General features: G+C 36.8%; 17 protein-coding genes. 14 read left to right on the top strand and 3 right to left on the bottom strand.

The features are described 5' to 3' along the window. Window positions 1-149: 149 nt before the first annotated feature. The 3 genes from V7124_RS09800 to V7124_RS09790 all read right to left on the bottom strand — a co-directional run bounded on the left by V7124_RS09800 (window position 150) and on the right by V7124_RS09790 (window position 3,662). The gene (locus V7124_RS09800) at window positions 150-1,949 is read right to left on the bottom strand and encodes a vWA domain-containing protein (protein ID WP_335488562.1); all 1,800 of its coding nucleotides are present in this window, start codon (window positions 1,947-1,949) and stop codon (window positions 150-152) included. 155 nt (window positions 1,950-2,104) lie between these two features. Next, window positions 2,105-3,289, bottom strand: a complete 1,185-nt coding sequence (locus V7124_RS09795) for a fibronectin type III domain-containing protein (protein WP_335488559.1) — start codon at window positions 3,287-3,289, stop codon at window positions 2,105-2,107. Between the two features lie 40 nt (window positions 3,290-3,329). Next, on the bottom strand, window positions 3,330-3,662 hold the full coding sequence (locus V7124_RS09790) for a DUF192 domain-containing protein (protein ID WP_335488556.1): 333 nt from the start codon (window positions 3,660-3,662) through the stop codon (window positions 3,330-3,332). Window positions 3,663-3,898: 236 nt separating this feature from the next. Here V7124_RS09790 and V7124_RS09785 point away from each other — a divergent pair, with 236 nt between their 5' ends. The 14 genes from V7124_RS09785 (at window position 3,899) to V7124_RS09720 (ending at window position 15,287) form a co-directional block, all read left to right on the top strand. Beyond that, a complete protein-coding gene (locus V7124_RS09785) occupies window positions 3,899-4,072 on the top strand; it encodes a Flp family type IVb pilin (protein WP_335488554.1) in 174 nt (57 codons plus the stop codon). A gap of 71 nt (window positions 4,073-4,143) precedes the next feature. Continuing rightward, window positions 4,144-4,653: an A24 family peptidase gene (locus V7124_RS09780; protein WP_335488552.1), complete on the top strand. Its 510-nt coding sequence runs from the start codon at window positions 4,144-4,146 to the stop codon at window positions 4,651-4,653. After that, window positions 4,653-5,027 carry a TadE/TadG family type IV pilus assembly protein gene (locus V7124_RS09775; RefSeq protein ID WP_335488549.1) on the top strand — a complete coding sequence of 125 codons (375 nt, stop codon included), beginning with the start codon at window positions 4,653-4,655 and terminating at the stop codon, window positions 5,025-5,027. The genes V7124_RS09780 and V7124_RS09775 overlap by 1 nt, the downstream gene beginning before the upstream one ends. Continuing rightward, window positions 5,028-5,927, top strand: a complete 900-nt coding sequence (locus V7124_RS09770; protein WP_335488546.1) for a TadE/TadG family type IV pilus assembly protein — start codon at window positions 5,028-5,030, stop codon at window positions 5,925-5,927. A gap of 31 nt (window positions 5,928-5,958) precedes the next feature. Next, on the top strand, window positions 5,959-6,582 hold the full coding sequence (gene cpaB, locus V7124_RS09765; protein WP_335488544.1) for a Flp pilus assembly protein CpaB: 624 nt from the start codon (window positions 5,959-5,961) through the stop codon (window positions 6,580-6,582). After that, window positions 6,579-7,763 (top strand): AAA family ATPase, encoded by a 1,185-nt coding sequence (locus V7124_RS09760; protein WP_335488541.1) that lies wholly within the window; start codon window positions 6,579-6,581, stop codon window positions 7,761-7,763. Before cpaB ends, V7124_RS09760 begins: the two co-directional genes overlap by 4 nt. Window positions 7,764-7,773: 10 nt before the next feature. Next, window positions 7,774-9,117 (top strand): CpaF family protein, encoded by a 1,344-nt coding sequence (locus V7124_RS09755; RefSeq protein WP_335488538.1) that lies wholly within the window; start codon window positions 7,774-7,776, stop codon window positions 9,115-9,117. A 2-nt stretch (window positions 9,118-9,119) separates the two neighbouring features. After that, window positions 9,120-10,082 carry a type II secretion system F family protein gene (locus tag V7124_RS09750; RefSeq protein ID WP_335488535.1) on the top strand — a complete coding sequence of 321 codons (963 nt, stop codon included), beginning with the start codon at window positions 9,120-9,122 and terminating at the stop codon, window positions 10,080-10,082. A gap of 64 nt (window positions 10,083-10,146) precedes the next feature. Beyond that, window positions 10,147-11,016 carry a type II secretion system F family protein gene (locus V7124_RS09745; protein ID WP_335488532.1) on the top strand — a complete coding sequence of 290 codons (870 nt, stop codon included), beginning with the start codon at window positions 10,147-10,149 and terminating at the stop codon, window positions 11,014-11,016. Window positions 11,017-11,045: 29 nt separating this feature from the next. Then, window positions 11,046-11,384: a helix-turn-helix domain-containing protein gene (locus tag V7124_RS09740; protein ID WP_335488529.1), complete on the top strand. Its 339-nt coding sequence runs from the start codon at window positions 11,046-11,048 to the stop codon at window positions 11,382-11,384. A gap of 87 nt (window positions 11,385-11,471) precedes the next feature. After that, on the top strand, window positions 11,472-12,305 hold the full coding sequence (locus V7124_RS09735) for a glycoside hydrolase family 16 protein (RefSeq protein WP_335488525.1): 834 nt from the start codon (window positions 11,472-11,474) through the stop codon (window positions 12,303-12,305). After that, window positions 12,298-13,671: a glycosyltransferase family 2 protein gene (locus V7124_RS09730; RefSeq protein WP_335488522.1), complete on the top strand. Its 1,374-nt coding sequence runs from the start codon at window positions 12,298-12,300 to the stop codon at window positions 13,669-13,671. Before V7124_RS09735 ends, V7124_RS09730 begins: the two co-directional genes overlap by 8 nt. A 370-nt stretch (window positions 13,672-14,041) precedes the next feature. After that, window positions 14,042-15,043 (top strand): AI-2E family transporter, encoded by a 1,002-nt coding sequence (locus tag V7124_RS09725; protein ID WP_335488519.1) that lies wholly within the window; start codon window positions 14,042-14,044, stop codon window positions 15,041-15,043. A 10-nt stretch (window positions 15,044-15,053) separates the two neighbouring features. Beyond that, a complete protein-coding gene (locus tag V7124_RS09720; protein ID WP_335488516.1) occupies window positions 15,054-15,287 on the top strand; it encodes a hypothetical protein in 234 nt (77 codons plus the stop codon). Window positions 15,288-15,302: the final 15 nt, after the last annotated feature.

Here is a 15,302-nt window from a genome sequence, read left to right as displayed (position 1 = left end):
CAGGCAGGTTTTGGTTATCATCGCTATTATGATGACAGTATTCAGTGAAATTACAGCTGTTTTTGGTTGTCAGCCTCAATGAAAACCAGTTTCGTATGAAAATTTGTGAGTTTATGACAATAAAAAAGGCGATAAACCATCGCCTCTAACTATGCTTGCTTAATGTTTATTTCCGGAAGTTTATTCTGACCTACACCAATCATTCGAACATATATGGACTTATTTGTATCTCTTAAGATAATACGTAGAGTATCATTTTGCCTGAATCGTTGATAATCCCCTTCAGCCTCAATACCGTTCATTTCAATCTTACAGTTTGACTTATTATAGACTAGTAATGCAAAGTCTGTTAGTGGGATAAAATTGATTTGTTCCGTTTCAGTGAATTCTTGTGACAGCTTGAACAACTGCAACAGATTGAATTCTCCTTTAAAGCCTTTTAATTTTTCATACTTTGGTTCAAAGAGTTCTTTTGTATCTTCATTTTTTATTTCAATCATTATTTGCCCAAAAAAGCCAGGTTTACCTTTTCTAATTTTAAAATAGATAACTATGAAAATAACCAATAGGAGAGCCCCTATAGCAAAAAGACCAGCATATGTCCATGGAAAAGGCTGAGCTTCTTTTTCTGGACTTACCTTTGCTTCCGAAGAGGCAGCAGTCTTTTCCACTGAAATTTGTTGAACCGGTGTTTCACGGAAAAAACTATTTCCTTCTGCCTTTACCAGCATCTCATAGGTATCTGAAATTCCAAGAATAAATTCCCCTGTATACCCTTGCTGATTTGCCGCTAAAGGGATTTCCTCGGTTTGACCTGTTTCTAAATCCGTCAATAAAAGAGTAGCTTTCATTGTATTATAGAGATCAATGTTTGTAACTTGCTGCCCATTATCTTCAAAGAATGCCTCAACCTTGATTGTATCTCCAGCCTTATACTTTTTACTATCAAGTGTAGCGAGTGAAAGCTGTAAATCATAGTTAAACACGAGATTAATATCAATTTTATCCGCGGGCATGCCTTTGACCTTTAGGGTCCAATCGCCTGGAACAGGACTGAGCATTTTAACCATCGAATAGGACTTAGATTTTGTAAAAGTAAGTTTATCTGACGGTAGGGTTTGTTCAGTGCCGGACGGGTCGAACAATTTAATCTCCACTGGTTGACTTGAGACAAGTGAAAGGTTTGCCTCTAATACATTTGTATTTGGAATGGTGATGGTAACATCTTGAAAATCACCTTTACCAACTACTTCATCAACGGGAACAACCTTTAATTTTAAGTGGTTGGCAAAAATCTCACTAAGGATTCCTGGCAAATCATCCGCTGAGCTTGTTTCAAAAAATTTCCCGTTCGTTGTAGTGGCAATGTTTTTTAAAACCTCTTTATTCAGTGTTCCATCCGCGTTTAGACCAATAACATAGACTGGATAACCCTTGGTTTTTGCCTCTGCAACTGCGGTGTTCAAGCCATCTGTTGCTTGCTGTAGTGTCTTACCTTGTTTCTCATCTACATCATTGTTACCATCCGCTAGTAAAACAATCAGCGGAAGATAGTCCTTTTCATGGCTGGCATCTAGGGTATCGATGGCGTCTTTCAGTCCAACGGATATGTCGGTATTTGAAAATTGGCCAAGCGAGTCAATAAATGCTTTTAAGTCGGTTTTATCTTTCTCGATCTGCAGCTTTACTAGATCCTTTTTGGCAACCACATCACCTGCATAAGCAATAGAACCGATTTTATCTCCTTTCAATGAAGACATATCAATAAACATTTTCATTGCTTCATTGCTGATTTTGTTCGGGTCACTTGTCAGCATCGATTTACTTACATCTACAACTAGAACCCCTTCAATCCGTGAAGAGGTGACAAAGGAATCCTCCGCTTGCACACTCGTTAGTGAAAATATAAAAATGAACAAGACTAGAATACCAATTGTTTTTTTAAACACCGGGTAACACCTCCATAGTAAAAACATTAATAGAACAAGGTGTTCTTTATATAAAACGATTTTAACATCAAAACGAACATTTTGTATATACGGATATTGTTCAAATACCAAAAGAGCTGATTTTTCGTAGAATTCAGCTCTTTTGGAATTCAGAATCAATAATCGAAAAAGTTTGGAACAAATCCTTTTCCAGATCCAACTACGCTGTCATTTCGGTAATTCACCACTTCATAATTGTATCCAGCTACATCCAGGCTAAATTGACTTTCTGTGTACATGTCAATCGGCAGACCATCATAAACAACCTCAGAGACTGTATCCTCTGTTGGCATTCTATTTACGAGAGTAACCTTTTTGCGAGTAATCACCATTCGATCCGCAGGCTGAAGTGAATCATCATAACTGAAATTAACTTGCATTACTCTTGACTCAAAATCAAGAGTATCATTCTCCACAGTAATTAAATTTGGGGAGATAAATTCTGTATTTCCCAATCCAACCATTTTTCCTTCGCTATAAGCTTCTACCCGAACCGAGTAGATTTGACTAGGTGAAAGTTCAGAAATATGGTAATTGGCTTGAGTTATACTACCATTTAAAACCTCATCATTATTGATAAAGATTTTATAATCATCTATATGAAGGTCTGAAGGTGTAGGAAAATAAATATCTGCGGAAAAATCAGCATGAACAGTTGATGTTACAAGAATAGGTTTTGCAACAATAGGTTCCGGAATAGAAACCATCTTACTACTTTGGCTGACGAGTTCATCTTGATACCAGCCTTCTATTTTTATAAAATGGTCCCCTGGTTGAAGATCAGGTAACGTTGTGTTCTGTGTTGAAGAAGCCGAAGGTGTTAGTGTTGTGTTGAGTGTGCCATTAACAAAAACCTTATACTGGTCAGGGGCTAATCCTGAGTTCAGATTGGGCCACGTTAGGACAACAGAATCATCCGATTGAACAGTTGCTGTTATTTCTATTGGGTTGATTATAATAGCTTTTGTAAATGTATTATAAGTCGCTTTTGCTAGAAGCCTGCCATTTAACCTGGCTTCTACCGTATAGTAGTATTCAGTATCTGAATGTAAACCATTATCACTAAAACTGGTTTTTACGCCATCATAAATCTTTTGAGTCCCTCTATAAATAATGTATCGATCGGCTGCCTTCTTTGAGTTTACTAACTGATAGTTTAAGCTAATACTTTTATAGCTGCTAGTAGAGGTAACATTTATACTTGTGGTGTTGCTTCCAGTTGGTTTAGCTGCAGAAACAACATTTAACAACGTAAATAAAGATATAATTAACAATAGTAGAACTCTAAAACTCTTTTTCAATTTCTCGTACACTCCCTAATTTTTTTCTTAATTTAAACTTTTAGTTTTTAACGTGAATAAAACTTCCAATACGTATACCTAATTTTTCTGCCGCGCCTGCAGGCAGTTCTAATGTTGAATAGGCATTTTTTACAGGTTTGGTCATTTTCCAAGGCTGTAAACAATGATGAAGCTCAATCACTTCGTTTTGTTCGTTCAAAAGAACGATGTCTAACGGAAACTTCATAAAGAACATATGAACGGCATTACAGGGTACAATCCAAAGCCCCTCATTCTGTATTGGATCCTTTCGAAACATCAATCCCTTCAATCTCTTAAAAAAAGAATCAGCCATTTCAATATGATAAGGGATAGTAACAATCTTTCCTTCCATATAAAAACTCCTTCCATTGTTTTGTATTACTTGTTCATTATATTAAATAAAAAATTCTTTTTAAAGAACGAAAAACTAAGATAAATTAAGAAAAGTAGAGAAAAAGATAGAATAATAGGTAAATATCCTCAAAAACGAACGAAAATGAACGTTTTCAAATCTTTAAGTTCGTTATATATTAAATTCAAGTTCTAAATACAGAACGAAAAAACTAAAAACTAGTAGGAGGAAACAAAATGTTAAAGAAAATCAAAAATTTATTTGTTGAAGAAGAAGGGCAAGCTTTAGTGGAGTATGGGTTACTTGTTGGATTACTTGCAGTTGCCGTAATTGCTACATTATTATTACTTGGACCTGAGATTGATGATATGTTTGACAGAATCCTTACTCAGCTAGAAGCTATTGTTTAATAATTAATCAATAACTATTGAAGCCCTACTTTTTAAAAGTAGGGCTTCTAAAAAAGATGAGGTAGTTTTAAATGATGATAAAAACCGTTTTAATAGTAGCATTACTTATTTCTCTAATCACAGATATAAAAAATAGAAAAATCTTAAATATAGTCACTACTCCTTCGGTATTATTTGCATTATTCTATTATACTACAACTCTTGGTTTAGAAGGATTTGTTTTTAGTATTAAAGGTTTTGGGGTTGGTTTAGGTTTACTATTGATTCCTTATATGTTAGGTGGTATGGGTGCAGGAGATGTTAAATTAATGGCTGCAATAGGAGCTTTAATGGGAACGAGTTTTGTTTTTTATTGTTTTCTGTATACCGCCTTGATTGGAGGACTAATAGCATTAATGATAATTCTTAAACAAAAAGGGCTGGTTATAACGATAAAAACTTTTTTTTATAAAATCGTATTTTTCCAAAGTAATGTGGGGTCCATTGTATTAAAAAAAGAAAATCAAACTGGAATTTCATTCCCATATGGAGTTGCAATAGTGCTAGGAACACTTTTTACATTAGTTTGGGGAGGGTTCTAATGAAATCAGAAAGCGGTCAATCGCTTGTTGAATTTGCTCTTATTCTACCACTATTAATTTTACTGCTGTTTGGAATCGTTGATTTTGGACGGACTTTCCATGCCTATTTAACTATTGATCATGCAGGGAGAGAGGCGGCCCGGGCAGCAAGTATTGGCAAAGATGATACACAAGTAAAAAGTACTGCTGTGACTGACGCAGTCGGCATTGGTTTAACAACTGATAGAGTAGTTATTTCTCCAACAGGGACACGAGTTTCAGGAGATGATGTTTCAATTACAATTACTTATCCTATTACCTTTCTAACTCCGGTGATTGGAAGCATTGTAGGACCTATAACCTTGAAAGATACCACAGTAATGAGGGTGGAATAGATGAAAAGAATTCTAAAATTATTAAATTTGCGTGATGAAAGTGGTGCAGTACTAGTAATGGTGGCCATAGCTATGGTAGCTCTGTTGGGCTTTACGGCATTAACGATAGATGGGGGAAGACTTTTTTCTGAGAAAAGCCAGCTTCAAAATGCATTAGATGCAGCCGTTCTAGCGGGGGCTCAGGGTTTAAAAACGAGCACCACAGAAGCAAAAGCAATTGCCATTGATGTAGCAACAAAAAATGGTTTCCCAATTACCGAGACGGACCTTACAGTAACATCCGACTCAATTAGAGCAACGAAACTAGTTAATGTTCCTTTAACTTTTGCTAGAGTATTAGGAAAAAATGATGCGGATGTGAGTGCTACATCGAAAGCAGTTATTGCACTATTACGTTCAGCTAGTGGTATTGCACCTATAGCTGTGGAAGAAGATGAAATTCCTGATGGAAAAGAATTAACATGCTTTAATCCAGGTGATCAGCAGGGCAACTGTGGTTTCCTTGCTATCGACGGCTCAGGTGCAAAGACCTTAAAAGAAGCCATCACAAATGGAAGTACGTATACAGTTGGAACAGAGGTGGAAACTGAACCAGGGGAAATGTGGGGTCCGGTTAGCAGTGCTATTAATGATTTAATTAAGGCAGATAAAGATAAAACGCAATGTCAGTCCGCAGATACTGCAGACAGTACCTGCGAAAGAGTTATTTATGTAGTTGTAACTGATACATTCGAGGACGCTAGCGGTAGGGATGTAATCAACGTTGTAGGTTTTGCTGCCTATTGGATAGAGGGATTTAGTGGAAAAACACTTATTGGCGAATTTCTTGAAAGGTTTGAGCCAGGACAAATTGGCGGTGTAGACACAGGAACAATATACGGGGTCAAGTTGGTGGAGTAAGTCCATGGAGGAAGGGATTTAGGAGGACATTATGAATACAAAAAAAATATGGATAATTTCATTAATATTAGGAGTGACCGTTGCAGGGTTTATTTATCTTTCGATGTTTGCAAAAGATAGCGGTTCAGCACCTGCAAGTGCGCCTGTAAGTGAGGAACAAGAAAAAACAAACGATGAAAAGACTAAGGAGCAAAAGGAAAAAGAGAAACAGGCTGAAAAGGAAGCAGCACTAGTTAGAGAATTTAACAATCCAAGTGTAGATGTTAGTAAAGGGAAAAGAGCTATTTCAATAAAGGTAGAACTGGAACACGGTGTTTCTGGATATATTGCTCCAAATTCAATGGTTGATGTTATTGCTTATGAGACACAAAAGGACGATGCCACTAAAAAGGAATTTAAATCTGCAGTACTTGCCCTCGAAAATGTAAAGGTCCTGACATCTGGTAAATCTCCTGATAATAAGGAAGAGGCGCTCCACTATGAAACGGTTACATTAGAAGTAACCGTCGAGGAAGGTGTCATGCTCAGCCTAGCCTCCAAGGATAAGGACGGTTTCTATTTAATGTTAAGAAATACAGAAGATGCTGAAACTGGAAAAGCTGGATATAAGCAAACTCGAGAAGTAATCAAAGAGGAGGCTGCTGAGAAGAAATGAGCATAAATTGGATTTATTTTTCTGAATCGAAAACTACCCCTGGAGAAGTTAAAACATTTCTAGAAAAGGATAATTTTCAACTAACTACGACAAACCAACTAGAAAGGCTTCATGCACTCTTAAGGGAGAGTAATCAGTCTGTTCTATTTTTAAAAGCTGGTTCACTATATAACGTTTATGATCTTTCTCAAGAAATTTCAGCACTTTATCCGCATGCTTACATCATTCTAATTATGCCTGATAACATGGAGAACCTTAAAAAGGCCATGCAAATGGGGGCATCCGATACTTTACGATCTTCCTTCGAAGAAAATGATCTAATTGAAGTCATTCAACATGCAAAGAAATTCATGGAGCACCGTTCGAAATTGGATCAAAATTATGTAAACCCACCAAAAGAAGAAAGCAGAGTGTTTGCAATTTCCAGCCCAAAGGGTGGTGTTGGAAAAACATCTATAACAATAAATCTCGCAGTCTCATTTGCCAAGATGGGGAAAAAGGTTGCGATTATGGATGGGAACCTTCAATTTGGTGATGTTGCGATGTACTGTAATTTAAAACCGAAACGAACGATTTATGAGTGGGTTAAAGAAGGGTATGGACGAGATAATTATACCATCAGCCAATATATGACAAGCTGTGAATACGGTATTTCAATCCTTGCTGCACCACAGAGACCTGAATTTTTTGAAGGAATTTCAGAGCACCATATAAAGGCTGCCATCGAAGAAATGAAGAAACAATTTGATATCGTCTTAATTGATATGGCAACATACTTATCGGATATTCACTTACGTTGCCTAGATTTAGCTGACGAAATACTGTTAATTACTACGAATGAACTTTCAGTTATGAGATTAACACAGCTTTACCTTGAAACGTTAGAGACTATTAATATAAAAGATAAGGTTAAGCTTCTTTTGAATCGGTTTCAAAAGGGACAGAGCCTTGAGGTGAAAAAAATCGAAGAAATCTTTGGGATGGATGTCTACCACACATTATCAGAGCAATCCAATGTTGTAGTGGCTTCGATTAATGCTGGATATCCATATATCCTATCCAACTCACGAAGCCATTTAAGTAAGTCGGTCCTAAAGCTATCAGAGACCCTGTTTGCAGAGAAAAATAATGAAATACTAGAAATTAAAAAGGATAAACGTTGGTATCTACTGGGGAAGTGAGGCGAAGGCTATGTCATTATTTAAAAGATTTATAGAGGAAAATATCTCTACACCTACAACTAAAACATCTCAAGAAATCCCCAATGTGGAAAAGTCTCAAGAATTCTGGGATATTGAGGCAGACCTTCACAATTACCTTTTGGAAGAACTGAAAAAAAATCCAGGGCAAAATAAGCAACAGGAAAGTGAGAAATTAGAGGTATTGGCCGATTCCTTTTTTGAACAGGAAGGTACAAGATTGACCTTTGAGGAGAAGAAAGATCTTCTTCATTATGTTAAGGACGAATTGCTTGCATATGGGCCGATTACCCCTTTATTAGAGAATCCTTTAGTCAGTGAGGTTATGGTGAATAGCTATAACGAAGTTTACTACGAGAAAAAAGGGAAGGTTTATCGGAGTAATGTAAACTTTATTGATAATCAGCATGTTATGCGGGTTATTGAGCGTATCGTTGCCCCTATTGGCCGCCGCGTGGATGAAAGTTCACCAATGGTTGACGCCCGTCTGCCTGATGGCTCGCGTGTGAATGCGATTATTCCCCCGCTGGCACTTAAGGGGCCTAGTTTAACCATCAGAAAATTCTCTGAAACTCCTTTCACAATTAAAGATTTAATCAATTTCAACACCGTAAGTGAACAGATGGCTGAATTTCTCGAAATTTGTGTTAAATCGAAGCTCAATATCTTTATTAGCGGCGGGACCGGTTCAGGTAAAACCTCAACACTAAATGTATTATCATCCTTTATTCCTAATGATGAACGGATCGTTACCATCGAAGATGCAGCCGAGCTTAAGCTAGAACAAGAGCATATAGTTGCGCTTGAATCCCGACCGCCGAATATTGAGGGAAAGGGTCAAATTACGATCCGTGATTTGGTTCGAAATGCACTTCGGATGCGGCCAGATCGAATTGTAGTCGGTGAGGTTCGAGGAGCAGAGGCTCTGGATATGCTTCAAGCAATGAACACCGGTCATGACGGCAGCTTGAGCACGGGACACGCCAATTCTCCACGCGATATTCTATCCCGCTTAGAAACAATGGTATTAATGGCAGGGTATGAACTTCCTGTAAAAGCAATCAGGGAGCAAATTGCCAATGCTATAAACTTAATCGTCCACCAATCTAGGATGAAGGATGGGACGAGAAAAATTACCCATATTACGGAAGTTCTAGGACTGGAAGGGGAAACGATTGTCCTTCAAGACCTTTTTATATTTAAGGAAACACGTCATTCGATTGATGGCCGAATTGAAGGTAAATTCATAAGTACTGGTATACGTCCAAAGTTCGCCGAGCAGCTTGAGTTAAATGGCTATAGTCTTCCTTCATCATGGTTTATTGGAGAGTGGTAGGAATGAAAACCGCGGTAATGATTCTGCTGTTATTCATTGCAGCAAGTGGTACTTTTTTTCTCATTTTAGTCACCTATGTAGAAAATCGAAGGATTAAACAACGGATAACTGAGTTTTTACCTTCACCAGAGAAAATATCAGTACTGAGTGAACGCGAAAAGAAACCATCTGTCAGTAATCAGTTGGTAAATAAAATGGCAGGTATCTTTAAAAATGTTCAATTTAATGAAGGTACAGAAAAGCTATTGCTCGAAGCAGGAAGCAAATTGAAACCAGAAGATTTTTTCGCACTAAGGATTTTAACAGCTGCTGGCCTTGGATTAATGGGATTATTTATAGGCTTACCATGGTATTTTAATGCTGTAGTGGTGATCATCGGCTTTGCTATCCCTAAAATCCTCATGAAACGAAAAAGAAAAAAACGCTTGGCATTTGTAAACTATCAACTAATTGAAGTATTAGGAATGATGGCAAACTCGATGCGAGCAGGCTTTAGTTTTATGCAGGCAATGCAGCTGGTTGGCAAAGAAATTCCCGATCCGCTCGGACCTGAATTTGAGCGCGTCATTCGCCAGGCAGGATTAGGTGTTCCTTTGGAGGATGTTTTCGAAGAAATGGAAAAACGCCTTCCAAATAAGGAGCTGGAAGTTGTCATTAGGGCTATCCTTGCTCAAAGAAGAAGCGGCGGCAACTTGGCTGAATTGATGGAAACGATGGAGGAAACGATTAGGGGCAGAGTTCGAATCCTAGAAGAATTGAACACGTTAACTGCACAGGGCAGGATGTCGTCTTGGATTATTACTTTACTCCCAGTTGGCCTTGGTTTGTATTTAGCACTAGTGAACCGTGAATATTTTGCGCCCATGCTAGAGCATCCTTTAGGATGGCTGATGATGTTCGTAGCCTCCGTTTCTATCATTATTGGCTGGGTGGTCATTCAGAAAATCATCCGAATCGAGGTGTAATATGCTGGATATCCTTTTATTATTTTTACTGGCCGGATGTGCAACGACATTCATAGCAGCTTTTATGTTTACCATATTCAAGAAGCAAATTTCCTTTAATGAGCGGGTAAATAAGTATTTTGCTGAACCACTAAAAAAACAAAAAGAGGAATTATTAGAAGAAAAAAATAAAAAAGGCATTAAAATAACATTGGAATACTATTGGGGCAAGGGAACCGAAATTTTAAGTAAAAAGGTTTCGGCAGCAGAAAGAAAAAAATTAGACATGCTCCTTAGGGATGCAGGTTACCCTTTTAAATCAGCCATTGATTTCAGGCTGTTTCAAATTGTCCTAAGTGCAGGATTAAGTTTACCGATATTGTTTTTCGTTCTCCCTAGTACAGATAACAAACTGTTAACCTGGATAATGATGTTGACGTTGGCATTGTTAGGTTTCCGACTCCCAATCTTTTACCTCGGCAAGAAAAAGACTGCCAGAATTAAAGCGATTAATGTCTCCATGCCCGATTTCTTTGATACTGTAAATCTATTGTTGGAGGCTGGAATGGGGTTAGATTTAGCCTTGCTTGAAGTCTCGAAGAAGATTAAAGGGCCGTTGGCGGATGAGTTTTTTCAAACATTAGAAGATATGAAGTTAGGTAAATCAAGAAGAGAAGCCTTTTATGCTCTTCGGAAGCGAGTGCCATCTGATTCCTTCCAAAGTGTCATTACCTCATTAATCCAAGCGGACCAACTTGGGATAGGAATGGCAAAGGTATTAGGTAATTTAACAGTAAGAATCCGCGAGCAGCGTCGTGAGGCAGCAAGGGAACAGGCTATGAAAGCACCTGTTAAGATGTTATTTCCGATGGTATTTTTCATCTTCCCATCGTTATTTATTGTAATTTTAGGACCCTTGGCCATTACGTTAATAACAAAAGGATTAGGCGGGTGAGTTAAAAAATTACATCCAGGGGTGATTCGATGGACGGAAATAAACTCAAAGCGTTAAGGATAGAAAAGGAAATGTCTTTAAGTAAGTTAAGTGAACGGACCGGTATATCAAAATCATACTTAAGTTTAATCGAGCGGAATCTTCAAACGAACCCGAGTTTAGAGATACTCGAAACATTAGCAGAAACGTTTGGGGTGGCAGTGGAGGATTTGGTTCGAAAGGAGAAAGAACAGTCCCCCTATTTTTGTAAGGGAATCCTACAGGTGAAGAGTAAGCTCAAAGTGGAGATTGAGCTGACCGATGATCAATTAACGACTGAAAAGATAAACCAAATAAAAAAATTAATTGATGCCATTAATTCAAATTAATCAGGGGTTTAGTTTACGTATAAATTTTTTTATCCTAATTGTTCTTTATAGTGAACCAACTGTTCTAAATACAACCTGAAAGGACTGATGACGATCAATAAGTTTAAGGTTCTCTTAGGATTCGTGATGATTATTTCCACTGGCTTCTATTTTAATTACTTTTTCCCAAAAAGTGCTCAAACGAAAGAACTTGTGATGAATGAGATTCCTAAAAGGAATTTACAACTAGTAGAGAAGTTCATTTCGAAATATCCTGGATGGGAAATCGCTTTTTATGACGAGTTTAATGATTCAGTGCTTAATGACGCCTGGACTGCGTTGGAAAGAGCAGATAAATATAACAATGAATTGCAGGTTTATAAAAAAGAGAATGTACACCTAGCAGGTGGCCGCTTGCTTTTAATAGGGAAAAATGAAAACCAAACCTATACCTCTGGTCTTGTACAGACAAAGGGGAATCAAGACATTTTATATGGGAAGGTAGAAGTGAAGGCAAAATATCCTGCTGGAAAAGGATTATTCCCTGCAATTTGGCTGCTAAGGTCCGACGATCAGGACGCTTTGCCTGAAATTGATATTTTAGAAAGTGTAGGAGACGACCCAGAAGTAGTCTATATGGTTCACCATTGGAAAGAAAATGGAGTGAAGAATAGAATTTATAATACCTCAACTGTTAAAACCTTTGATCAAGACCATCTCTACAGTTTAGAGTGGGAGCCAAATGAGATTCGCTGGTACATCGATGGAAATTTAGTGTTTTCTTCTAATGAAAATGTACCAGATGTCCCCATGTACGTAATCATAAATCTTGCCATCGGCGGGAACTGGCCAGGTAGCCCCGATGAAAGTACCGTTTTCCCGGCTGAATTTTCAATTGATTATGTAAAAATTTACCGGAAAGTAGGGGGAGTAAATGGATAACATTTTCATTTTATGGTCTTATATCATTTTTGGCATTTGCCTCATTTTTCCGATTTTCCATATCTTTAATTCTCTGACGAGTTTAAGAAAAAAACCATATTATCAAAAATCAGAAATAAAATTGTCTGAGAAACCATTAACGATTCTGGTTCCTTGCTACAATGAGGAATCGATAATCAAAACAACGATATTAGGTGTGGGAGGACTTAACTATAAAAATTATCAGTATATCCTCATCAATGATGGTTCTTCCGATCATACCTTTGACATCATGGAGGAAATGCTAGATTTAGAAATTCATAAAATAAAACCAAACAATGGTGATTTAGTATTTTCTACAGTAAAAGGAATATATCGATCAAAAAAGGATCCGAGGATAGTTGTCATAGATAAATTTAATGGAGGAAAAGCAGATTCACTAAATGCCGGGATCACCTATGCTGACAATGATTTAGTCATTACGTTAGACGCGGATAGTATCTTAGATGAAAAGGCTCTTCAGGTTATTAACAGAGCATTTGAAGATCCTAACTTAATTGCCGCTGGGGGAACCGTCAATGTTTTACAGGGCAGAAGGTTAAGAAATGGTACGTTAAAACCGACATTAAAGGTTAAATCGATTGTAAAACTTCAAATTGCTGAGTATTTTCGCGGATTCTTTATTTATAAAGCTTCTCTTGCGACGGTCGATGCTCTTTCCATTATTTCTGGGGCTTTTGGGATCTTTAAAAAAGATATTTTGATTAAAGTTGGCGGGTATCGAAAAACGGTTGGTGAAGATATCGATATCACCTTAAAAGTACAGCAATATAAGAGTAAAAAAACGGGGTTAAAGGTGGCTTATATTCCAGAGGCTATTTGTTATACCGAGGTACCTGAAACCTGGAAGGGTCTATATAATCAACGAATTAGGTGGCAAAAGGCTTTTATGGACTGTACAGTTCTCTATTTAAAAGAATTGTTGTACACAATTTTTAAAAGCCCTTTATCCTTTTTCTTTCTGATAGAGGCCATATTTGTAGGGGTATTTTGCGCATTTTTGACGGTGATCGGTTTATTAACGTTCCTATTCTTTTTAGGTAATAGTAAAGTAGTTCTAATTTATGCGGTCATCACATTGGTGATAAACCTAGTTTATAATATGGCGGGCTTTGTTATCTCCTATTATTATCAAAATCGTTTTTCCTACAAAGAGTTCTTAAAGATCGTATTCGTTCTATTTTTCGATATATTCTTTTTTAGGTTTTTTTTATTGGTTTGTACCATTAGCGGAACGGTACAATACTTTATTAACAAAGAGGGATGGAACAAAGTCGCCAGAACCGGTAGACAATATCATATTGAACAGGAAGGGAAATTTTTTTAGGTGAAGTTGTTCTTTATAGTGGATGGTTTGTCCTGTATAGAATTATTAACTCCATTTAAATATGACCCGAGTCCAGCTATCATTATGCATCTAGCAACTAAATGATTCCTATTCGTGAGAACCCAATTCAAATTGAACTGGGTTTTTGGCTTTGAATAACTCATAAGTTCTTTTGACCTTCAGGCAAATCCATCCGTTTTTTTGTAAATACGTGGTTTTTGAATATTGTATGGCAGCTCTAGGCTATTTTGCCTGTCAATAGCACAGAATTTTCCCTACTTTTTATTTTAAAAGGTAACATTCATGGACTTATTTGTTATAATAAAAATAATACATAATCTAAGACAAATAATGGGGTTTGGTATATAAAATGATAAATAATCTATTGAAAAGCAGCGGTTTTAAGAGAATTTCAATTTTTGTCTTACTTGCATTAGTTCTGTATGCACTAAAAGATATGATTAACTTGATTTTATTTACATTCATTTTTACCTTTTTAATGGACCGGTTGGTCATCTTTCTGTCACATAAAATCCCACTTAATCGGAAAATACTGGTCATTGCTTCCTATTCCACGATTGTAGGTCTTCTCTCCTACGGCTTGGTTAAATATCTACCAATGATTGTTGGTGAAATAACTGCATTAATTAAGCAAATAACGGCCTTCTATACCAAGAAACATGACAATATCATACTAAATTACTTAGTAAGCCGTCTCGAGGAAATACAAATATCCAGTTACTTAGAAAGAGGATTCACCTTTGTGATTTCTTATTTTTCGGGTATAAGTTCATTTAGTTTGCAAATCCTAATCGCTCTTTTAATGAGTTTATTCTTTTTATTAGAAAAGCCTCGGTTAATCGAGTTTACAAAAAAATTCAAGACGAGTAAGATTGCCTCTATTTATGCGGAAATAGAATTTTTCTCCGTAAAATTTGTGAGTACATTTGGGAAAGTAATTGAAGCACAGTTAATCATTGCTGTTGTTAACTGTGTCCTGACAACGATTTCCCTTTGGATATTTGGATTTCCACAGCTAGGCGGACTATCGATCATGATTTTCTTCTTAGGTTTGATTCCAGTTGCTGGGGTAATTATTTCTCTTATTCCGCTTGCTATCATAGGCTATAGTATAGGTGGAATCATGACCGTTCTTTATGTATTTATAGCGATTATGATTATCCATGCGATTGAAGCTTATATTTTAAATCCAAATTTAATGTCTTCGAAAACAAATTTACCTGTTTTTTATACATTTCTAGTACTGATTTTTTCTGAACACTTTTTTGGAGTTTGGGGTTTAATTATAGGGATCCCTGTCTTTGTTTTCATATTAGATGTATTAGAAGTTACTGATCATCAAAAAGTCTAGAGGTGACAAAATGAGCGAATGCAAATTAAATCATTCACAGGAAGATGTTAGAAGTAAATATGACGCACAAACACCGTTCCTTCCGGATGATATGAAGCCGTTATTTGAACAATTCTTCACCAAGGAACATACTCAAGACCTATTAAATGAAGTGTTTCATCTGTTAAAGAAATATGATTTAGCATCAGAGGAAGAAAGAAACGCAAGAAATAACAGGTTATTTTTAGTATTAATAAACGTATAAAAGTGAAAACCCCCA

It is taken from the genome of Neobacillus niacini (genome assembly GCF_036961885.1).
GTDB lineage: Bacteria > Bacillota > Bacilli > Bacillales > Cytobacillaceae > Neobacillus > Neobacillus niacini_H.
The sequence above is the reverse complement of the archived record's forward strand: the minus strand, read 5'-3'. Positions and strand labels throughout refer to the sequence as shown.